Genomic DNA, 21,665 nt, shown 5'->3' on the forward strand with positions numbered 1-21,665 from the left:
GCGTCAAGCTGCTGGAGAGCTTCAAGCCCGACCTGATGTATCTCTCGACCACCGACTATGTGCAGCACAAGGCCGCGCCGGGCTCCGAGATGGCGGACTCGTTCTACGCCATGTTCGACGGTTACGTCGGCAAGCTCGATGCGCTCGGCTGCACGCTGGTCATCACCGCCGATCACGGCATGAACGACAAGCACCTCGCCAATGGAGAGCCGGATGTCGTCTATCTCCAGAGCCTGATGGACGAGTGGTATGGCAAGGGCACGATGCGCGTGATCCTGCCGATCACCGACCCCTATGTCGTCCATCACGGCGCGCTCGGCTCCTTCGCCACGGTCTATCTGCCCGATGGCGCCAGTCAGGAAGAGGTCGCGGCCCGCATCTCCGGACTCGACGGCATCGCCCTGGCGGTGATCTCGGCGGAAGCCTGCGAGCGCTTCGAACTGCCGGCAGACCGGATCGGCGATGTCGTGGTCGTCTCGACCCGCCAGAAGGTGATCGGCACCTCGCCGGACCGGCACGATCTCTCGGGCCTCACGGAGCCGCTGCGCTCGCATGGCGGCATCACCGAGCAGCGCGTGCCGATGATCGCCAACCGGCCGATCACGGTGCCGCAGGGCCGCATCCTCCGCAATTTCGACGTCTTCGACGTCGCCCTGAACCTGGTGAACTGAGATGAACGCGACGGTGAAGCCGCCGGTGCGGCGCGAGGCGATGCGCATCGCCGGCAAGCTGGTCACGACCGACGACATGGTCGAGGTCAGGAACCCCTATGACGACAGCGTCGTCGGGCTGATCCCCGCGGCCCGGCCCGAGCATGTCCGCGAGGCCTTCGCCAAGGCCAAGGCCTTCAAGCCGACGCTCTCGCGCTACGAGCGCCAGCAGATCCTGCAGAAGACCGCCGAACTGCTGCGCGACCGCAAGGAGCTCTTCGCGAAGCTGATCACGGCGGAAGCCGGCCTGTGCTGGAAGGACTCGCTCTATGAGGCCAGCCGCGCCTATGACGTCTGGTCTTTCGCGGCGCAGCTCACCATCAAGGATGATGGCGAGATGTTCTCCTGCGACATCTCGCCGAACGGCAAGGCGCGCAAGATCTTCACCACGCGCCAGCCGCTGCTCGGTGTGATCTCGGCGATCACCCCGTTCAACCACCCGCTCAACATGGTCAGCCACAAGCTGGCTCCGGCGATCGCGACCAATAATCGTCTCGTGCTCAAGCCGACCGAGTTGACGCCGCTGACCGCGCTGGCGCTGGCCGACGTGCTCTATGAAGCCGGCTTGCCGCCCGAGATGCTCTCGGTCGTCACCGGCAACCCCTCGACCATGGGCGATGCGATGATCACCGATCCCGACGCGGATCTGGTGACCTTCACCGGCTCGGTCCGCGTCGGCAAGCACATCGCCAATACCGCGGGCTACAAGCGCATCGTGCTGGAGCTCGGCGGCAACGATCCGCTGATCGTCATGGAGGATGCCGATCTCGACAAGGCTGCCGAACTCGCCGTCACCGGCGCGACCAAGAACTCGGGCCAGCGCTGCACGGCGGTGAAGCGCATCCTGGTGGTCGAGAGCGTCGCCGACGCCTTCGCCAAGCTCGTCGTCGAAAAGGCGAAGAAGCTGAAATGCGGCGATCCGATGGATCCGAATACCGATGTCGGCTGCGTCATCAACGCCCGCTCGGCCGCGCTCTTCCAGGCCCGCGTCGACGACGCCGTCAGCAAGGGCGCCGAGGTGCTCCACGGCAAGCGGGCGGAAGGGGCGCTGTTCCACCCGACCGTGGTCGACAAGATCCCCCATACCTGCGAGCTCGTCCATGAGGAAACCTTCGGCCCGGTGATCCCGATCRTCCGCGTGCCCGACGACATCGTGCAGGTGATCGCGATCTCGAACTCGACCGCCTATGGTCTCTCCTCCGGCATCTGCACCAACCGCTACGATTACATCCAGCGCTTTGTCGCCGATCTCGAGGTCGGCACCGTCAATCTCTGGGAAGTCCCGGGCTACCGGATCGAGATGTCCCCCTTCGGCGGCATCAAGGATTCCGGCCTCGGCTACAAGGAGGGCGTCGTCGAGGCCATGAAATCCTTCACCAACGTCAAGACCTGGTCCATGCCCTGGACCGCGTGAACAAGAAAAGCCAGCGCAGGCGGAGCGATCCGCCTGCGTTTTTGCATATCAGGGGAAGAAAACGTCCGAAGAGCGTTCAAACTGATCATAAAGAGGGGATGAGAACATGAAGAACTGGCTTGCTTCCTGCGTCATCGCTGCCTTTGCACTGGCGCTTCCGGGCGTCGCTCACGCGCAGAAGACGAAGGTGACGATCTACACCGCGCTGGAGAACGACCAGCTCGCGCCCTTCAAATCCTCGATCGAGAAGGCCGTACCCGAGGCCGAGGTCGTCTGGGTCCGCGACTCCACCGGCGTCATCACCGCCCGCTTCCTCGCCGAGAAGGACAATCCCCGCGCCGACATGGTGATGGGCCTGGCGGCGTCGAGCCTCCTGATGTTCGAGAAGGCCGGCCTGCTCGAAACCTACAAGCCCGCCGGGGCCGATGCCCTGAAGCCGGTCTTCCGCGATCCCAACAGCCCCTATACCTGGACCGGCATGGACGCCTATCTCGGCGTCGTCTGCTATAATACCGCCGAGGCCAAGGGCGTCCCCGTCCCGACCTCCTGGAAGGACCTGCTCAACCCGGCCTTCAAGGGCAAGATCGTGATGCCGCATCCGGCTTCGTCGGGCACCGGCTACCTGATGGTCGCTGGCTGGCTGCAGAGCATGGGCGAGGCCGAAGGCTGGAAGTTCATGGACGGGCTGCACGAGAATATCGGCGCCTACCTGCATTCGGGCTCGGCCCCTTGCGTCCAGGCGGCGCGCGGCGAGCGCACGATCGGGCTGGCGCTCGACATGCGCGGCGCTTCCGAGAAGAGCAAGGGCGCGCCGATCGAGGTCGTGATCCCGAAGGAGGGCGTGGGCTGGGAGATGGAAGCCAGCGCCATCGTCAAGGGCTCGAAGAACCTCGCGCTCGCCAAGAAGATCGCCGACTGGTCGACCACGAAGGACGCCAACGAGCTACTCCAAGACCTATGCGATCGTGGCCGCGCCCGGCGTCGAGAACAAGCCGGCGAACTACCCCGCCAATGCCGAGGCGGGGATGATCAAGAACGATCTCGGCTGGATGGCCGATAACCGCGAACGGGTGCTTGCCGAGTGGTCGAAGCGTTACGAGTCGAAGGCTGCGCCGAAGAACTGAGCCTCTGCCATGCCGCCGGCCGCGTGGGCGGCCGGCGGCATGATCCGTGCAAGACGCAAGAGAAGTCCCGCCGCTCTTCGCGGGACGGATCTCTGTCCGTTCAGATGAAGGCCGGCATGATGTCCAGCAATACGACACCCTTCCTCTCCATCCGCCAGGTCGCCAAGAATTTCGGCGCGTTCAAGGCGTTGCGCGACATCAACCTCGATATTCATCGCGGCGAATTCGTCTGCTTCCTCGGCCCGTCCGGCTGCGGCAAGACCACCTTGCTGCGGGCGGTCGCCGGGCTGGATCTTCAGGACAGCGGCACGATCCATATGGGCGGGCGCGACGTCTCGCATGCCAGCCCCTCCGAGCGCGATTTCGGCATCGTCTTCCAGTCCTATGCGCTCTTCCCCAATCTCACCGTCGCCGACAACGTGGGCTACGGGCTGGTCAACCGCCGCCGCTCCCGCGACGAGATCAGCAAGCGCGTGAGCGAGCTTCTCGCCCTCGTCGGCTTGCCGGAACAGGGCAGGAAATATCCGGTCCAGCTCTCGGGCGGCCAGCAGCAGCGCGTGGCATTGGCGCGGGCTCTCGCCACTTCGCCGGAACTGCTGCTGCTCGACGAGCCGCTTTCGGCGCTGGATGCCAAGGTGCGGGTGCGCCTGCGCGACGAGATGCGCTCGCTGCAGCAGCGGCTCGGCGTGACCACGATCATGGTGACCCATGATCAGGAGGAGGCCTTGGCAATGGCCGACCGTATCGTCGTGATGCGGGACGGCGCGGTCGAGCAGGTCGGCTCGCCCGARGAGATCTACCGGCGCCCCGCSACGCCCTTCGTCGCCGAYTTCGTCGGGCACATGACCTTCATGGAYGCGATCGTGACCGGTCCGGGCMRGGTCCGYGTCGACGAGCTCGACCTSSTCGTCGCCAAYGCAGCGCCCTTCGCGGTGGGCACGCCGGTGAGGCTGGCGATGCGCCCCGAGGAGGTCCGCACCCGCAGCATCGGCGCGGACACGCCGAACCGCTTCGAGGCGACGATCGGGGACCTTGCCTTCCTCGGCTCCTATTGCCGGGCGCATCTCCAGCCGACGAGCTCGCGCGCGACCAGCATCGCCGCCGATTTCTCGACCAATGCGATGCGTGATCTCGGCATCGTTCCCGGACAGGTTCGCGCCGTCGCCTTTCCGCCCGAGGCGCTGCACGTCTTTGCCGGGGACGGACGATGAGCGATCTGGCACAGCCCCTGCCGATGACCGATTCGCCCGTGAAAGTCGCGCCGCTGCGGATCAGCGAGCGCCATGTCGCCGGCGCGCTCATCCTGGCGCTCTGCGCGGTGCTGGTCCTGATCATCGCGCTGCCGCTCTGGGCGCTGCTGTCCAAGAGCCTGGAGGACACGCAAGGCAAGTTCGTCGGCCTCGCCAATTTCGTCAGCTATGCGACGACGCCCTCGCTGTTCTATTCGCTGCTCAACAGCCTGCTCGTCGCCGGCGTGACCACCGTGATCGTCGTGCCGCTGGCGTTCCTCTACGCCTATGCTTTGCGCCGGAGCTGCATCCCGGCCAAGGGCGCGTTCTATGCCGCCGCGATGGTGCCGGTCTTCGCGCCTTCGCTGCTGTCCGGCCTCGCGCTGATCTACCTCTTCGGCAATCAGGGCATCCTAAAATCCCTGATGATGGGCGCTTCGCTCTATGGCCCCATCGGCATCATCGCGGCCGAAGTGCTCTACTGCTTCCCGCACGCGATGCTGATCCTCGTCACGGCGCTGGCGCTCTCGGACGGGCGCCTGCGCGAGGCGGCGGATGCGATGGGCACTTCGCGCTGGCGCATTTTCCACACGATCACCCTGCCGGGCGCGCGGTATGGCGTGATCAGCGCGACCTTCGTCGTCTTCACCCTGGTCATCACCGATTTCGGCATTCCCAAGGTCATCGGCGGCCAGTTCAGCGTGCTGGCGACCGATGCCTACCGGCAGGTCGTCGGCCAGCAGAATTTCCCGATGGGCGCGGTCGTCGGCATCATCCTGCTGGTGCCGGCCGTGCTCGCCTTCTTCGTCGACCGCGTCGTGCAGCGGCGCCAGAGCGCGATGCTCTCGGCCCGCGCCGTGCCTTATGTTCCGCGTCCGGACCGGCGCCGCGACCTCGCGCTGCTCGGCTTCGTCGGCCTGATCGCGCTCGCCATCGTCGGCCCCTACGCGGTCGCCTTCTGGGGCTCCTTCGTCAAATACTGGCCCTATAACCTGTCGCTGACGCTGAGCAATTACGACTTCGCCCAGGTCGAGCCGGACGGCTGGGGCACCTATGCCAACTCGCTGATGCTGGCCTCGCTGACGGCGGTGATCGGCACGGCGCTGATCTTCACCGGCGCCTATCTGATCGAGAAGGTGAAGCTCTTCCCGCGCCTGCGCGCCTTCGCCCAGTTCCTGGCGATGCTGCCGATGGCGGTGCCCGGCCTCGTGCTCGGCCTCGGCTATGTCTTCTTCTACAATGCCGGCTGGAACCCGCTCGGCTTCCTCTACGGGACGCTGACGATCCTGGTGATCAACACCGTCGCGCATTTCTACACGGTCGGGCACATCACGGCGCTGACCAGCCTGAAGCAGCTCGACGGCGAGTTCGAGTCGGTCTCGGCCTCGCTCAAGGTGCCGTTCTGGTCGACCTTCCGCCGCGTGACCGCGCCGATCTGCCTGCCGGCGATCCTCGACATCGCCGTCTATGTCTTCGTCAACGCGCTGACCACGGTCTCCGCCGTGATCTTCCTCTATGGAGCAGACACCAAGCTCGCCTCGATCGCGATCGTCCATATGGACGAGGCCGGCGCCATGGCTTCCGCAGCGGGCATGGCGAGCATCATCATGGTCACCGCCATCGCGGTGAAGCTCGCTCATGTCGGCCTCGACCAACTGGTCTTCGGCCGCTTGCAGCAATGGCGCCAGCGCTAGGATGCCGAGCATGCGCCTGGGCGTGATCGCCGATGTCCATGGAAACCTGCTCGCGCTCGAAGCCGTGCTCGCGAGGCTCGACGAGATGTCCGTCGATCGCCTCATCAATCTCGGCGATTGCGCTTCCGGACCGCTCTGGCCGGCCGAGTCCGTCGCGCTGCTGCGTTCGCGCGACATGAGCCACGTCCGGGGCAATCACGACCGGGCTCTCGGCGCGGCCTCGCCCGAGGGACTGGGGGCATCCGATGGCTATGCCTGGCGCGTGCTCGATCCGCAGGCGCGTGGCTGGCTGGCGGGCCTGCCGGTCGAGGCCATGGTCGAAGGGGCGCTCTGCTTCCATGCAACCCCCGACCATGACGAAACCTACCTGATGGAAGAGGTGTATGATGGCCGTCTCGTGCCTTCGTCGATCGCGGCGATCGAACAGCGCCTCAAGGGACGGACGGCGCCGCTGATGCTCTGTGGGCACAGCCATCTGCCGCGCGCTGCGCGGCTGAGTTCCGGTGCGATCGTGCTCAATCCCGGCAGCGTCGGGAATCCGGCCTATGACGACACGAACCCGACCCATGTTTCCGAAAGCGGCATGCCTCATGCCCGCTTTGCCGTCGTGACGCTCGGCGAGGAGATCGCGATCGAACATCACCTCGCGATCTACGATTGGGAGCTCTCGGCCAAACGAGCAGAGGCGAATGGACGCGCCGACTGGGCGCACGCCTTGCGAACCGGGACAGCGCTTCCGTAGCACGGCGCGCTCAACCGCGCAGGGATCGTGCCAGCGCGAAGAAGGCCTGGATCGCCTTGCTGTTGCGGCGCTCGTGCAGGCAGATCAGCTTCTCGTGCATCTTGAGCGGCGGCCCGTCGAGCGGAATGCGGACGAGCCGCGGATCGTCCTCGCCGAACTCGGCCGCCGAGACGAAGCCGATCCCGCCGCCGGCCGCCACGATGGCGCGCACCGCCTCGCGGCCCTCGGCCTCGATCGCATAAGCGAGCATGACGCCCTGCTCCGCCGCACGCTGTTCCAGCAATTGCCGCGTGCGCGATCCGCGCTCGCGCATGACGAGCGGCCAGCTTGCCAGCTCTTGCAAGGAGAGCGTTGCACGGGCCGCCGCCGGATGCCCCTTCGCGGCAAAGGCGATGATCGGTGAGACGTTCAGCGGCAGCACCGCGAAGGGCCGTTCGTCGCCGAGCTCACCCAGAACGCCGATCTCGGCATCGTAGCCGATCAGCGTTTCGACGATGCTGCCGGTGTTGCCTTGCGCGATCGAGACCTGGATGCCGGGATGGCGCTCGCGGAAGGCGGTGAGCACGTCGAGCACATGATGCACGGAATCCGCGACGATCCTGAGCGCGCCGGTCCGCAGCGAACGCTCCTCCTGCAACAGCTCCAGCGCCTCACCCTCGGCACCGAACAGGCGATGCGTGACAGCCAGCAATCTTTGCCCTGCTGCTGTCAGCACGATCTGGCGATGACGGCGGCTGAACAGGGCGACGTCGTATTCCTCTTCCAGCTTGCGGACCTGATCCGAAATCGCGGGCTGGGTGAGGTTGAGCGCAAGTGCAGCCTTCGAGAAGCCGCCGGACAACGCGACCTGATGGAAGGCACGGAGCTGAACGTAGCGCATGGCGGGCGGAGCCTCGAAAAGCCGACGCGGAATGATATCGCYGAAATTTATACTAGGATATGAAATAGCGATTTTTCAGATTGATGGAACGAAGGCATTCTGAGCCTCGACAGCGCCCGACAGGCGCGAACCGAGGCCTTTGCCATGCGCGCCGAAACCGCCGCCATCATCCATACCGAGGGCGAATCCAACACCTCCGTGGCGCGCGGCGACTGGTCGGCCGGGATCGGCGATGCCGGAACCCGCGAACTGCTGGCGCGCGATTCCGCAGCCTTCCTGCACCAGAGCCTGTCGAGCCCCTGCCTCACCGCCATCGCCAAGGCCGAGGGCATCTGGATCGAGGACACGATGGGGCGCCGCTACATGGATTTCCATGGCAACAGCGTGCACCACATCGGCTATGGCCATCCGCGCCTGAAGGAGGCGATCAAGGCACAGCTCGACGAGCTCTGCTTTGCGCCGCGGCGCTTTACCTGCGAGCCGGCGGTCGAGCTTGCCGAGACTCTCGGGCGGCTGGCGCCGGGCGATCTCGGCAAGGTGCTCTTCACCACCGGCGGCTCCGACGCCATCGAGGTCGCGCTCAGGCTCGCCCGCGCCGCGACCGGCCGCTTCAAGACGCTGTCCTTCTGGGACGCCTTCCATGGTGCCGGCTTCGGCGCCTCCAGCGTCGGCGGCGAGGCGACCTTCCGCTCCGGCATCGCCGGGCCGCTTCTGCCGGGAGCCGAGCATGTCGCGCCTTGGGCGAACCATCATTGCGCCTATGGCCACAACAGCCTCGAGGATTCGGCACGCGCCTGTGCCAGCATGATCTCCTAYGTGCTGGGCCGGGAGGGCGATTTCGCGGCGCTCGTCGCGGAGCCGATGCGGGCGACGCCCAATCCGCCGGCGCCAGGCTTCTGGAAGCAGATCCGCGAAGCGTGTGATCGCCACGGCACACTCCTGATCTTCGACGAGATCCCGACGGGGCTGGGCAAGACCGGCCGCTTCTTCACATGCGAACATGACGGGGTGACGCCTGACATCCTCGTCCTCGGCAAGGCGCTGGGCGGCGGCATTCTCCCGATCGCCGCTGCGATCGCCCGGCGCGACCTCGATGTCGCCGGCGACTATGCGATCGGTCACTATACCCATGAAAAGAACCCGGTGACGACGCGCGCGGCGCTGACCACGATCGCGATCATCCGCGAGGAAGGATTGCCGGAGCGCGCGGCCGAGCTCGGCGGCGAGGCGATGCAGCGCCTGCGCACGTTCGCCGAGAGCTCGCGCCATGTCGGCGACGTGCGTGGACGCGGGCTCATGTTCGGCGTCGAGATCGTGGCCGACAAAGACGACATGGCGCCGGACAACGCGCTCGCCGAGCGGGTCTATTATCGCTGCCTCGAGGCCGGGCTCAGTTTCAAGATCAGCCAGGGCAATGTGCTGACGCTGTCGCCGCCGCTGGTCATCGCGCAGTCCGATCTCGAGCGGGCGCTTGGCATCGTCGAGACGGCGATCGCCGCGGGCTGAGCCACGCATTCTCCCCACGAAAGCCAGGGATGCAGCCGTTGAAGGCCGTCAGGACGGACCGCGAATTGGAATGCCCGGATATCGATGCCGGCCTCAGGGCGCGCGGCGTCGAGCTCGTCACCTTGCCGGACGGGATCCCTGAGGCCGAGCTGATCGAAGCCATCGTCGACGCCGATCTGCTGTTGATGTGCTACACGCCGATCACCGCGCGCGTCATCGCCGCCGCGCCGAAGCTGAAGGGMATCGTCAAATACGGCGTCGGCATCGATGCGATCGAYATYCCCGCSGCMAKCGCGCGYGGSATMCCGGTSGTCAAYGTKCCYGAATATGCSGAGGAGACSGTCGCSGAGGGCGCYTTCGCCCTGAYGATCGCGCTGGCSAAGCGCCTGCCGGAAATCGGCCGGGCCGTCCAAAGCGAAGGCTGGATCTGGCCGGCCGAGCGGTGGCTCGGCCGGGACATCGCCGGCGCGACGCTGGGCTTGGTCGGCACCGGCAAGATCGGGCGCAGCATGGCACGGATGGCGGGGCAGGGGTTCCGTGCGCGCGTCCTCGGCTACGATCCGCATGTCGATGCACAGACCATGGCTGCCGCCGGAATCGAGAAGGTCGACGACCTCCACGCGATGCTCAGGCAATGCGATCTGATCTCGCTGCATAGCGTCCTGAACGACGCGACCCGCCACATTATCGGCCGAGACGAGCTTGCTTGCCTCAAGCCCGATGCGATCCTCGTCAATGTCTCGCGCGGCGCGCTGATCGACGAGGCGGCGCTGGTCAAGGCGGTGCTGGCGGGCAAGCTCGGCGGCGTCGGGCTCGACGTCTACAGCCAGGAGCCGCTCGCCCGTTCCGGCCATCCGCTAAGCCCGCTCTTCGGCCGCGACGACGTCATCCTGTTCCCGCACCTGACCTTCTTCACGGTCGAGGCGATGCGGCGGCTATCGGACGACACGCTGGCGCGCTGCTTCGAGATCCTCGACGGCAAGCCGGTCCAGATCCGCTCGCGTGATCCGCGCCTGCGGGCGCAGACGCGGAACGTCGCCCTCGCGTGAGCGGGTGTTATTCCAGGGCAGGCCGAGCGATCTCAAAGCCGCGCCGTCATCCCGGGTTTGCCTCGGGGTCCGTCGGAGGGCGCAGAGCCTTGCGATGGATCCCGGATCGGCGCTGCTGCGCAGCTTGTCCGGGATGACGGTGTGATTCTGAGGAGAAAGCGTCGGTCTTAGCGGAAGATCACCGTGCGGCGGCCGGCCAGCATCACCCGGCGCTCGATATGGAGCCTGAGCGCCCGCGCCAGCACGACCGCCTCGATATCGCGCCCGGCACTGACCAGATCGTCCGGCGTCAGCGAGTGGTCGGCGCGGCCAACGTCCTGGTCGATGATCGGGCCTTCGTCGAGATCGGAGGTCACATAATGCGCGGTGGCTCCGATCAGCTTCACGCCGCGATCATAGGCCTGATGGTAGGGCTTCGCGCCCTTGAAGCTCGGCAGGAAGGAGTGGTGGATGTTGATCGCCCGCCCGTCGAGCGCGCGGCAGAGGTCGTTCGAGAGCACCTGCATGTAGCGGGCGAGCACGACTAGCGAGGAGTTCGTCTCCGCGACGATCTCGAGCAGGCGCGCCTCCTGCTCCGCCTTGGTCGCGGGCGTGACCGGCAGGTAGTGGAAGGGGATGCCGTAGCTCTTGGCCAGCGCTTCGAAATCGCGGTGATTGGAGACGATCGCCGGGATTTCGATGTTGAGATTGCCGGTCGCCTGCCGGAATAGCAGGTCGTTCAGGCAATGGCCGAAACGCGAGACCATCAGCAGGATTCGCGCCGGGGCGGCGGCATCGATCGCGTCCCAATCCATCCGGAAGGTGCCGGCGATGCCGTCGAACTCGCGCTTGAATCTGCCTTCGTCGAAGCGATCACCCGCCGCAAAGGCGACACGCATGAAGAAGCGGGCGTCGCGCGGATCACTGAACTGCGCGCTTTCCAGGATGTTGCAGCCATGGCGGTAAAGCACGCCGCTGACGGCGTGGACGATGCCGGGCCGGTCCTCGCAGGAAAGGGTGAGGATACGGGCGGGCTTCTGCACGGCGATGTCGCGGGGAATGCTGAGCGAGAGCGGCGCAAGGTCGGTCATGGCCGCGCGCCTCACGCCGGCTTGCGATCGAGAGGCGCCGCGAGGCTGGCCGTGACGGCGACGGCCGTCCCTGCCAGATCGATCGTCCATTTGCGGGCATCGAGCCAGGCTTGATCGATCGGTTCGTGGCTTTCGGCCCAGCCGAGCGCGACGATTCCATCGACAGTCGCACCGAAGGCCGCCGAGGTGATCTCGCCGACGGGCCTGCCGTCGGCCAGGACCGCCTCGCCGCCCCAAGCCATCTGGCCGGTCGGACGTGGGCCGATGAGCGCGACGAGCCTTTTGGTGCGTGGCGCGGCCTTGGCAGCGACAAGGGCTTCGCGGCCCATGAATTCGCCCTTGTTCAGATTCACGGCAAAGCCGAGACCGGCCTCGTAGGGGTTGATATCGGGCGTCAGCTCGCGTCCCCAGGCGCGAAAACCTTTCTCGATGCGCAGTGAATCGACGGCGTAGTAGCCGACATCCATGAGGCCGAGATCGGCCCCGGCCTTGTGGAGCGCGTCATAGATCGCCGCTGTGAACTCGACGGGAACGTACAGCTCGAAGCCCTCACCGAGATAGGAACGGCGGCACGCCCAGCTCGTGGCATAACCGATCGTGATCTTGCGGATGGCATTGGCCGGGAAATCGGCGAAGTCGAAGGAGGTCGGCGAGAGACGGGCCAGGATCTCCGCCGCATTCGGCCCGGCAAGCGAGAGCACGGCATAGGCCGAGGTCACGTCCGTCAGCGTCGCGCCCTCCGGGAGCTGGCGCCTGATCCARTGCGCGTCGCGCGTCGCCTGKGCGGTGCCGGTCAGSAGMAGRTAGGTGTCSGGYGCAATSCGGGCSGCCGTSAGGTCGCTTTCGAARGTGCCGCGCGCGTTCAGGAGAGCGGTGTAGACGGAGGTGCCCACGGGCACTGCAACGTCGTTGGCGGCCAGACGCTGCAGCGCAGCCTCGGCCTTTGGCCCCTGCAGCAGGAACTTGGCGAAGCTCGACATGTCGACGATCCCGGCCGCCTCGCGGCAGGCGCGATGCTCGGCTGAGACCGTCTCAAACCAGTTCTGCGGACCGAAGGAATAGCCGATCGTGCGCTCCTCCTCGGAGCGGGCAAAGTAGTTCGCGCGCTCCCAGCCCATCTTCGAGCCGAAGACGGCGCCCTTGGCCGCCAGGCGATCGTAGAGCGGCGAGCGCCGGAAGGGCCTTGCCGTGTCGAGCTCGCGGTTCGGCCAGGGCATGGCATAGTGAAGGCCGAGCGTCTCCTTGATACGGTCCCTCAGCCAGGCCGGGTTGTTGTTGAAATCCGCGAAGCGGCGAATGTCGACCGGCCAGAGATCGCTGGTCGCCTCGCCCTCGACGATCCATTCCGCGAGCGCCCGGCCGGCGCCGCCGGCCGAGGCGATGCCCATCGAGTTGAAGCCGGCCCCGACATAGACGCCGGCCACTTCCGGCGCCTCGCCGAGCAGAAAGTTGTTGTCGGGCGTGAAGCTCTCGGGACCGTTGAGGAAGGTCTTGATCTCGGCTGTCTCCAGCGCCGGCACGCGCTCCAGCGCGTTCTCCATCAGGATGCCGAACTGGTCCCAATCGTCGGGCAGGAGCTGGAACTCGAACGGGTGGGGGATGCCGTCCATGCCCCAGGGCTTCGCGTCCGGCTCGAACCCGCCCATCACGAGCCCGCCGACCTCCTCCTTGAAATAGATATAGCCGTCGGGATCGCGCATCACCGGCAGGTCCGGCGAGACGCCCGCGATCTTGCCGGTGACGATGTACATATGCTCGGCCGAATGCAGCGGCACCGAGACGCCGCACATCTGGCCGATGGCACGCGACCATTGCCCGGCGCAGATGACGAGAACCTCGCACTCGACCCGGCCCTGATCGGTCTGCACCGCCTTGACCCGGCCCTTCTCGGTCTCGATGCCAGTGACGCGGATGCCCTCGCGCACGGTCGCGCCGCCGCTGCGGGCGCCGCGTGCCAGCGCCTGCGTGATGTCGGAGGGGTTCGCCTTGCCGTCGCCGGGAAGCCAGACCCCGCCAAGCAGATCGTCGGTGCGCATCACCGGCCATTTGTCACCGGCCTCCTGCGGGCTGAGCTCCTCGATCTCGACGCCCTGTGCCCGCGCCGCCGAGATCGTCCGGCGCAACTGCGTCATGCGCTCCGGCGTCCGGGCGACGGAAACCGAACCGCAGCGTTTCCACCCGGTCGCGAGCCCGGTTTCGTTCTCCAGCGAGGCGTAGAGCTCGGTCGAATAGCGGATCAGGCGCGTCATGCTGGACTGGCTGCGGAGCTGCCCGACGAGGCCGGCCGCATGCCAGGTCGTGCCGGAGGAGAGGCGCCCCTGCTCAAGCAGCAGCACGTCGCGCCAGCCGAGCTTGGTCAGGTGATAGGCGACCGAGCAGCCGATGATGCCGCCGCCGATGATGACGACACGGGATTGGGTGGGAATGGACATGAGCGCCTCCGCGATGAAGGCAGCCTATCGCGCCAAAACACAAAAAACAACAAAAACCACAAAAACGGTCAAATTATCCGACAAGCACGCGAACCCTGTTTTCGGCCAGCTTTGCGCCGATCGTCTCCGGCGGAAGCCGATCGACCAGCAATGCAGCGCAACGCTCTTCGCCCTCGATCCGACTGGGCAAAACCAGCCCGAACTTGCTGCTGTCGGCCATGAGAAAGCCCTGCTCCGCTGCGTGCAGAAGCGCACCCCGGATCGCCGCTCCGGCGCGGTTGTAGTCGGTGAGCCGACCTTCCACGTCGACCCCTCCGACGCTGACAAAGGAAAGGTCTGCCGAGAGGCGAGCAATCGCCCGCAGGGCCTCGGAACCTGAGGTGGCGTCCTCATTGCGGTCGAACTCGCCGCCGATCAGAAAGACCCGGGCCCCCGGCAAGCGGCTGACCAACCGCGCGTTCTCCAGGGACGTCGTGTGGACCACCAGCCTCTTGCGGTCCGATCTGGCCAGCGCGCGGGCTACGGCTTCGGTCGTCGTGCCGGAATCGAGCAGGATCGTCATGCCGTCGCCGAGCATCGAGGCCGCCAGGCTGGCGATCCGTTCCTTGCCCTCGCGATTCACGGACCGGCGGCTCGCGAACGATGCTTCCGAGCGCTCATTGCGAATGGCTCCGCCATGAACGATCGACAGCCGTCCGTCTGCGGACAAGACCTTGAGATCGCGCCGGATGGTTTCGCGCGAAACCTCAAGCGATCGGGCAAGCTCCTCGACAGTGACGGATTCCAGCCGATCGAGGTCGTCCAGGATGGCGCGATGCCGTCGCGCTGCGATATCGCGTGTCATGCAAACGAGACCAAAAGTCCGATCCAGCGGATGAATTCAATCGGCATATGCCCGCGACGGGCGCTTGGCAATCGAGCTCGCTCGGCCACTGGCACAGCGGGAACAAGCCTCTTCTGGCAGGATCAGGAGCCCAGATTCGCCATCGACCTCCAGTGTCCCGCCAGTGACAGGACGATCGCACAGAGCGCGGCGCCGTTCGGAGTGTCGGCCGCCCAAAGCATTCGTCTGCTCCGCTCCTGCTTCCCGCGAGGGTTTCCAGATATGTAAGGCCGATCTCTTCGCGGCTGCGCGGCTCGGTCCAAGCCGCATATTCGCTCGTCAGCGGCCGCTGCATGGGGATCGGCGGATCCGGTTGCTCGAACGGGATTGGGCGACTGGCGCGCAAGCAGGCCGGAGTTTGCATCGCGGCCCGTTCGCAAACTGTCCGGTGAGATCAACGTCGACCGTTCTGTCGCGGAATCGAACCTAAGATGGCTGCGGGGTCGTTGGTGGCCAGTCCAAACGATCGATGCTATTGGAGGCGGTCTTTGCAGCTTGATCCAATTCGATGCAGCTGAACCCGCTTCTTCACGCTGAGCTTGTCACAGGTCGAAGGCAGTCAGCTCTCATCGATCTTTGGTCGACGACGGGCTTTGCTGCGGCCGTGAGCGAGGTGACCGGGCCACATCTCTACGAGTTTGGCGAACTGCCTGTCCCGACGGTCGCGATCACACTCTACGACGTCCGCCGCCACGTGTTGATCGAAGATGGCCGGATCCGGCGCGACGGGCCCGTTCATGCGGGGCGTTTTCGCATCGGGCAGCCGGGGCGCAGTGTCGTCGTGGATGCGGTGCCCGAGGTCGGATCTGGAAAACTGCTTCTGCTCTACCTTGGCAAAGCGCTGCTCAAGGAGGTCGGTGCCGCGCGCGGATCAGCCGCCCCGATCGCTCTGATGGACATGGCTTGGGATATCGAAGATCCGCTGCTGAAAATGTCGGCCCAGCGGCTCGTCGAAGCGAGCGACAGCGGCCAGCGGCCCAATGCGCTCTTGGCCGAGCAGATCGCCTATACGCTCGCGCTGCACCTGTCGGACCGCTACGCAGCTCCTGGCTCGCCGAAATCCGATCGTCTCCCGAGCCTGGACGAGACGATGCGCGCCCGTGTTGCAGAGTTCGTACAAGCCAACGCCAGCGCTCCGGTCACCTTGGCTGCGATGGCGCAAGTGGCTGGCATGACCCCTTCCAGCTTCATCCGAAGTTTCAAGCGCTCCACCGGCCTGACACCGCACCGCTTCGTGGTGGAACAACGCGTGCTCGCCGCCCGGCGACTGCTCGCGAACTCCAATCTGCCGATCGTCGAGATCGCCCTCGCGGTTGGCTTCTCCTCGCAGTCGCATTTCGGCGTCGCTTTTCGAGCCATAACGGGCGAGAGTCCGGCGCGCTATCGCCGCCTGCAGCGCGGGCACGGATAATTTTTCGACAAAACGGCGGACGTTGGTGTGCCGCTGGAGAATTTTCCGGCAGACGTCTCCCAACGTTTTGGAAGACCTCTCCTTCGAGCTGATCGCCCATGGAAGGCGAATGCAAGGGAGGTTACGAATGCCGACATCTTCAAGCACGATCGCGCCGGTCGAGGATACCAGCCTGACCGGCTTCTACAGGGACATGACCGTTCCCGAGAAGCGCACCTTCTGGGCCTGCGCGACGGGCTGGGCGCTCGACGGCATGGACTTCATGATCTATCCGCTGGTGATCGGCACGATCATTATGCTCTGGCAGGTCGATGCCGGCACCGCGGGTCTTGCCGGGACGGTAACCTTGCTTGCCTCAGCGCTCGGCGGCTGGGGGGCCGGCTATCTCGCCGACCGCATCGGCCGGGTCCGTACCCTGCAGCTGACGATCATCTGGTTCTCGTTCTTTTCGCTGCTCTGTGCGTTCGCGCAGAATTTCGAGCAGCTCCTCATCTACCGCGCCTTGCTGGGCCTCGGCTTTGGTGGCGAATGGGCCGCGGGTGCGGTGCTGATGGGCGAGACGATTCGCGCGCAATACCGGGGCCGGGCCGTCGGCTCGGTCCAGTCAGGTTGGGCCGTCGGCTGGGGGCTCGCCGTGCTGGCGCAGGCCGCGCTGTTCTCCCTGCTGCCGGCCGAGCAGGCCTGGCGCTGGATGTTCGCGATGGGAGCGCTGCCGGCGCTGCTGGTCCTCTATCTGCGCGCCTATGTGAAGGAGCCGGAGGTCTCGGTCGAGGCTCGCGCCAAGCTGGCCATCTCCGGCGATCGCCCGTCGATCCTCGAGATTTTCCAGGGCCCGATCCTGAAGACGACCATCCTCGCCTCGCTCGTCACCACCGGTTGCCAGGGCGGCTACTACGCCATCACCTTCTGGGTGCCGCGCTTCCTGACGACCGAACGGAAACTGTCCATCGTGAGCTCGACCGGCTATCTCTCGGCGCTCATCATCGGCTCCTTCATAGGCTACCTCGTTGGCGCGTGGTTCGYGGACAAATACGGCCGCCGCAGCCTGTTCCTGACCTTTTCGCTGGGGGCCATGGTGGTCGTCCTCGCCTATACGCAGCTCCCACTCTCGAACGAGCTGCTCTGGGTTCTCGGCTTCCCGCTCGGCTTCTTCGCCTCCGGCTATTTCTCCGGCATGGGCGCCTTCCTGACGGAACTCTATCCGACCAGGCTGCGCGGCTCCGGCCAGGGCTTCTGCTATAACTTCGGGCGTGGCGTCGGCGCGCTCTTCCCCTTCCTCGTCGGCTATCTGTCGCAGATCACGACTCTCGCCAACGCGATCTGCCTCTTTGCTCTGTTCGCCTATGTGCTGTTTTTCTTGGCCGCCTATGGGCTGCCGGAAACGCGCGGCAAGGTGCTGCACGCCGATGGTTGAGAGGAATTCTGCAATCGAACCGGCGCCAGCTTGCCCAGGGCCCGATCCCCATCCGCACCGGCCGACGCGCTTTGTGGTGCCGCAAGGCGCAGTCGATACCCACGCCCATGTCATCGGGCAGCCTCCGGCTCACCCTTTCGTGGCCGACCGCAGCTACACGCCGGGACCAGCCACACCGGAAAGCTACCTCGCTATGCTGGACGCGACCGGCATGACCTATGGCGTCCTCGTCCAGGTCAGCGTGCATGGCATGGACAACAGCCTGATGGTCGAGACCCTGAGGGCGAACCGCGAGCGACTCCGTGGCATCGCCGTCATTCCACTCGGCCTGCCCGACCGGGAGCTGGCGGCGCTCAAGGAGGCTGGCGTTGTCGGCCTGCGCCTCAACATCCTCTATGGCGGCGGCATCGGCTTCGACCAGCTGGACGACTATGCCGCGCTGGCCAGGGAGTTGGGCTGGCATCTGCAGTTCCTGATCGATGCCAGGGACCTGCCACCGCTGGGGCCGAAGCTCGCCCGGCTGCCCGTCCCCTTCGTCGTCGATCACTGGGGACATTTTCCGGTCTCGCGCGGTATCGCCGATCACGGCTTCCGGACGCTTCTCTCGCTCGTGCGCGACGGGGCCTGGGTCAAGCTTTCGGGTGCCTACCGCAACACGGTTGAGGGGCCGCCCTACGCCGACACGATCCCTTTCGCCCGCATGCTTCACGAGGCTGCACCCGAACGCTGCGTCTGGGGTTCCGACTGGCCGCACGTCGCGCACTGGCAGCATATGATGAATGTCGGCGACCTGCTCGACCTCCTCGCCGACTGGGTGCCCGATCCGGCCGGCCGTGACCGCGTCCTCACCGAAAACGCGCACCGCCTCTATGGCTTCGGGCAGCAAGGCTCATGACAGATTCCACCGGCCCATACGACGCGCTCCTGGCGGCGCTGCACTCTGTCCTGGGTGACGCCGGTCTCGTCCTGACCGGTGAAGCCATGTCGCCTTACTGCGTGGACTGGCGTGGCGAGTTCGGTGCGCCTGCCCTCGCCGTGGCCCGGCCAAAGACCGTCGATCAAGTCTCTGCCGTGGTGCGGGTCTGCGCCGAACGGAACATCGCGATCGTGCCGCAAGGCGGCAATACCAGCCTCGCTGGCGGCGCGGTTCCGATTGCCGGACGCGCCCAGATCGTGCTCAGCCTGTCGCGGATGAAGGCGATCCGCGCCATCGACCCTGTCGGCATGACCATGACGGCCGAGGCCGGGGTCGTGCTCGAAACCGTGCAGGAGGCGGCGCGGGAGCATGAGCTGCTCTTCCCCATCAGCTTCGCGGCGCAGGGCTCCAGCCAGATCGGCGGCATCATCTCGACGAATGCCGGCGGCATCAATGTGCTGCGCTATGGGATGACGCGCCAGCGCGTGCTTGGGCTGGAAGCGGTCCTTGCCGATGGCTCGATCGTCGAGGGCCTGCGCCATTTGCACAAAGATAATGCCGGATACGACTGGAAGCAGCTCCTGATCGGAGCCGAGGGCACACTCGGGATCGTCACCGCGGCGAGCCTGCGCCTGGCACCTCGGCCGAAACATAAGATCACCGCGCTTCTCGCCGTGCCCGATCCAGAATCTGCGCTGGCCTTGCTCAGACATGCCACCGCCGAGCTCGGCGACGCGATCGCTGCTTTCGAACTGATCTCGCCGTCCGCGCTGGCTCTGGTGAAACAGCATTTCGGGTTGAAGCCGCCGATGGAGATGCAATCCTGGGCGGTGTTGATTGAGGCAGCGGCAAGCCTGTCAGGTTTGCGCGACGCGATGGAAGCGGCTTTGACGATGGCGCTGGAGGCTGGGGACGCCAGCGACGGCGTGATCGCCGAGACGGAGGCGCAGGCCGCGGCCCTGTGGGCCCTGCGAGAGCATGTAACCGAGGCCGAGTTGAAATCCGGACGCAGCGTGAAGCATGACGTATCCGTGCCGATCAACCGCATCCCCGATTTCATTCGCGATGCCACGAGTGCCCTGCACAATGCCTTCGACGGGCTACAGCTCGTCGTGTTCGGCCATGTCGGGGACGGGAACGTCCATTTCAACGTGCTTGGCGCTGCAGTCGAAGCCAAGGCGGCCATCAACCGTGTCGTCCATGACGTCGTGGCCGGACATCAGGGCAGCATTTCCGCCGAACACGGAATTGGCAGCTACCGGGTTTCCGAACTTGCGCACTACAAGCAACCGAGCCAGCTCACATTGATGCGGACGTTGAAGCGCGCGCTGGATCCCAGCAACATCTTCAATCCAGGAAAAGTCCTCAATGACGGAAGGTCGTTTTCCGAGAAGTGATGCTTGCCGTCGACCTCGATGACGATGCGCCGACGGCTGGGAAGGAGATTACCGGGCTGCGAGGCGAGCTGGCCTCACCGCAACTTCGCAATCTCCTCATCCGTCACGATCGGCTGCCGCCCGCCCCAGCGAGCCCGCATCCAGTTCGTCAGGTCGGCGAGCGCCTTGTCATCGAGCAGCTCGGTGAAGGCCGGCATCGCCTCCATGCGCTCCAGCCCAGGAAAGCGCTGGGCGGGAATGCCGTGGAGCACGGCGCGGACGAAGTTCCGCGGGCTCGCGAGCCGCAGCGAGGCGTTGGTCGACAGCGGGACTGCGACATGCGGGATGCCCTGGCCGTCGGCGCCGTGGCAGCCAGCGCAAAGGTTGAGATAGGTGCCGCGCCCCGCCGCAGCGACGGGTGCCGGAACCTCCACGGGCGCGGGAGCCGGCGGCGGAACCGGCGTTGCGGGCAAAGCGTCGAGGTCGAAGAGATAGGCGGCCATCGCCTGGAGATCGCCCTCGCTCATGTACTGCGTGGAGAAATGGACGACCTCGAACATCTGGTGCGTCATCGAGCCCTGTGCCGACAGGCCCGACTTCATGAAACGGGCGAGCGTCAACGGGTCGAACCCCATCCGCGCGAGGCCTTCCTTCGTGATGTCAGGCGCCTCGCCCCCTTCGATCACGGCGCCCTTCAGATAGGCGCCGGATTCCATCCCCTGGAGCAGGTTGCGCGGCGTGTGGCATTCGCCGCAATGCCCCAGCGCATCGACGACGTAGCGGCCGCGGTTCCAGACTTCGGATCGCGCGGCGTTCGCGGCGAAGCCCTCTCGCCGCAGGTTGAAGAGGTTCCAGAAGGTGAGGGACTGGCGGATGTTGAACGGGAAGGAAAGCTCATTCTCCCGGTTCGGCACCCGCATCGGCTCGCGGGTCATCAGATAGGCGTAGACCGCGTCGACGTCCTCCTCGCTCATCTCGCGATAGGAGGCATAGGGCATGGCCGGGTAGAGGTGCCGCCCGCCCTTGCCGACGCCGTCCCTGACCGAGCGATGGAACTCCGCCCGGGTCCAGGCGCCGATGCCGAATTCCTTGTCCGGCGAGATGTTGGTGGCGTAGAGCGTGCCGAAAGGCGTCTCGAAGGGCAGCCCGCCCGCCCAGGCGGCGCCGTCCTTGGCGGTATGGCAGGCATAGCAGTCGGCGGCGACCGCGACATAGGCGCCGCGCTCGGCGAGCCGCTTCATCTCGTCGGCGCCGAGAGGGCGCTCGACGGCCTTGGAGACCACGCTGGTCTCGAGCGCGCCGAAGAACACGCTGCCGGCGACGGCGGCCCCGGCGAGGATCACGGCTGCGGCGGCGAGCAGGAGAGTCCGTTTCTTCATCGCCGGCCCCGTCACCCGCTGACCAGGCCGGGCGTGGCGAGGATGAGGTCGCGTACGGCCGTATGGTAGCGCACATAGCCGGTACACCGGCAGATGTGCTTGTCGAGCGCTTCGGTCACGACCTGTTCCAGTTCCGCACGGGCGACCGGCTTGCGCTTCAGCCGGTCGATCAGGACGGTCGCGCCCGTGACGAAGCCCGGCGTGCAATAGCCGCACTGGAAGGCGAAGTGCTCGATGAAGGCCTGCTGGACCGGCGACAGGACGATCTCGCCCTTCGCGTCATGCCTGGCGTGCCCCTCGACGGTCACGACCGTCCTGCCGGCGAACCAGTGCGCGCCGGTGATACAGGTGCGCATCTCCCTGAGCGCGCCGCCCTCGCCTTCGACGATGACGGTGCAGGCGTGGCAGATACCTTGGCCGCAGCCCATGCGGGAGC

General features: G+C 66.0%; 18 protein-coding genes. 12 read left to right on the forward strand and 6 right to left on the reverse strand.

Features of this window, described 5'->3' with window-relative positions:
• The 6 genes from AB4Y99_RS10975 to AB4Y99_RS11000 all read left to right on the forward strand — a co-directional run.
• The coding region (locus tag AB4Y99_RS10975; protein WP_441523329.1) for an alkaline phosphatase family protein at positions 1-671 on the forward strand (671 nt) is incomplete at its 5' end.
• 1 nt (position 672) lies between these two features.
• Positions 673-2,124, forward strand: a complete 1,452-nt coding sequence (phnY, locus tag AB4Y99_RS10980; protein ID WP_441523330.1) for a phosphonoacetaldehyde dehydrogenase — start codon at positions 673-675, stop codon at positions 2,122-2,124.
• A gap of 106 nt (positions 2,125-2,230) precedes the next feature.
• Positions 2,231-3,184, forward strand: coding sequence for an extracellular solute-binding protein (locus AB4Y99_RS10985; RefSeq protein WP_441523331.1), 954 nt, complete (start codon positions 2,231-2,233; stop codon positions 3,182-3,184).
• A 180-nt stretch (positions 3,185-3,364) separates the two neighbouring features.
• Positions 3,365-4,459 (forward strand): putative 2-aminoethylphosphonate ABC transporter ATP-binding protein, encoded by a 1,095-nt coding sequence (locus tag AB4Y99_RS10990; RefSeq protein WP_441523332.1) that lies wholly within the window; start codon positions 3,365-3,367, stop codon positions 4,457-4,459.
• A complete protein-coding gene (locus AB4Y99_RS10995; RefSeq protein ID WP_441523333.1) occupies positions 4,456-6,171 on the forward strand; it encodes a putative 2-aminoethylphosphonate ABC transporter permease subunit in 1,716 nt (571 codons plus the stop codon). The genes AB4Y99_RS10990 and AB4Y99_RS10995 overlap by 4 nt, the downstream gene beginning before the upstream one ends.
• 10 nt (positions 6,172-6,181) lie before the next feature.
• A complete protein-coding gene (locus tag AB4Y99_RS11000) occupies positions 6,182-6,913 on the forward strand; it encodes a metallophosphoesterase family protein (RefSeq protein WP_441523334.1) in 732 nt (243 codons plus the stop codon).
• Between the two features lie 10 nt (positions 6,914-6,923).
• Here the strand turns inward: AB4Y99_RS11000 and AB4Y99_RS11005 are convergent, their stop codons facing one another.
• The gene (locus tag AB4Y99_RS11005; protein WP_142023201.1) at positions 6,924-7,793 is read right to left on the reverse strand and encodes a LysR substrate-binding domain-containing protein; all 870 of its coding nucleotides are present in this window, start codon (positions 7,791-7,793) and stop codon (positions 6,924-6,926) included.
• A gap of 144 nt (positions 7,794-7,937) precedes the next feature.
• On the opposite strand from AB4Y99_RS11005, the gene pbfA reads away from it, so the two are divergent.
• Together pbfA and AB4Y99_RS11015 are read left to right on the forward strand one after the other, a co-directional pair.
• Positions 7,938-9,299, forward strand: coding sequence for a (R)-1-hydroxy-2-aminoethylphosphonate ammonia-lyase (pbfA, locus tag AB4Y99_RS11010; RefSeq protein ID WP_441523335.1), 1,362 nt, complete (start codon positions 7,938-7,940; stop codon positions 9,297-9,299).
• A gap of 29 nt (positions 9,300-9,328) precedes the next feature.
• Complete coding sequence (locus AB4Y99_RS11015) at positions 9,329-10,348, forward strand: 2-hydroxyacid dehydrogenase (protein ID WP_441523336.1); 1,020 nt, start codon at positions 9,329-9,331, stop codon at positions 10,346-10,348.
• A 167-nt stretch (positions 10,349-10,515) separates the two neighbouring features.
• Here the strand turns inward: AB4Y99_RS11015 and purU are convergent, their stop codons facing one another.
• The 3 genes from purU to AB4Y99_RS11030 all read right to left on the reverse strand — a co-directional run bounded on the left by purU (position 10,516) and on the right by AB4Y99_RS11030 (position 14,694).
• On the reverse strand, positions 10,516-11,418 hold the full coding sequence (purU, locus tag AB4Y99_RS11020) for a formyltetrahydrofolate deformylase (RefSeq protein ID WP_441523337.1): 903 nt from the start codon (positions 11,416-11,418) through the stop codon (positions 10,516-10,518).
• Positions 11,419-11,429: 11 nt separating this feature from the next.
• Positions 11,430-13,850, reverse strand: a complete 2,421-nt coding sequence (locus AB4Y99_RS11025) for a GcvT family protein (RefSeq protein ID WP_441523338.1) — start codon at positions 13,848-13,850, stop codon at positions 11,430-11,432.
• A gap of 73 nt (positions 13,851-13,923) precedes the next feature.
• Positions 13,924-14,694, reverse strand: a complete 771-nt coding sequence (locus AB4Y99_RS11030; RefSeq protein WP_441523339.1) for a DeoR/GlpR family DNA-binding transcription regulator — start codon at positions 14,692-14,694, stop codon at positions 13,924-13,926.
• Between the two features lie 547 nt (positions 14,695-15,241).
• Between AB4Y99_RS11030 and AB4Y99_RS11035 the strand changes: the two genes are divergently transcribed.
• From AB4Y99_RS11035 to AB4Y99_RS11050, 4 genes are all read left to right on the forward strand, one after another.
• On the forward strand, positions 15,242-16,144 hold the full coding sequence (locus tag AB4Y99_RS11035; RefSeq protein WP_441523340.1) for a helix-turn-helix domain-containing protein: 903 nt from the start codon (positions 15,242-15,244) through the stop codon (positions 16,142-16,144).
• A gap of 127 nt (positions 16,145-16,271) precedes the next feature.
• Positions 16,272-17,558, forward strand: coding sequence for an MFS transporter (locus AB4Y99_RS11040; RefSeq protein WP_441523341.1), 1,287 nt, complete (start codon positions 16,272-16,274; stop codon positions 17,556-17,558).
• Positions 17,551-18,453, forward strand: a complete 903-nt coding sequence (locus AB4Y99_RS11045) for an amidohydrolase family protein (RefSeq protein WP_441523342.1) — start codon at positions 17,551-17,553, stop codon at positions 18,451-18,453. Before AB4Y99_RS11040 ends, AB4Y99_RS11045 begins: the two co-directional genes overlap by 8 nt.
• Entirely contained in the window at positions 18,450-19,871 is a 1,422-nt protein-coding gene (locus AB4Y99_RS11050; protein WP_441523343.1) for an FAD-binding oxidoreductase, read from the forward strand. The genes AB4Y99_RS11045 and AB4Y99_RS11050 overlap by 4 nt, the downstream gene beginning before the upstream one ends.
• Positions 19,872-19,945: 74 nt before the next feature.
• Here AB4Y99_RS11050 and AB4Y99_RS11055 read toward each other — a convergent pair whose 3' ends face one another.
• Positions 19,946-21,229 carry a cytochrome c gene (locus tag AB4Y99_RS11055; protein WP_441523344.1) on the reverse strand — a complete coding sequence of 428 codons (1,284 nt, stop codon included), beginning with the start codon at positions 21,227-21,229 and terminating at the stop codon, positions 19,946-19,948.
• 11 nt (positions 21,230-21,240) lie between these two features.
• The coding region (locus AB4Y99_RS11060) for a (2Fe-2S)-binding protein (protein ID WP_441523345.1) at positions 21,241-21,665 on the reverse strand (425 nt) is incomplete at its 5' end.

The sequence above is a fragment of the Allobosea sp. TAB14 genome (assembly GCF_052113865.1).
In the GTDB taxonomy this organism is placed as follows: domain Bacteria; phylum Pseudomonadota; class Alphaproteobacteria; order Rhizobiales; family Beijerinckiaceae; genus Allobosea; species Allobosea spartocytisi.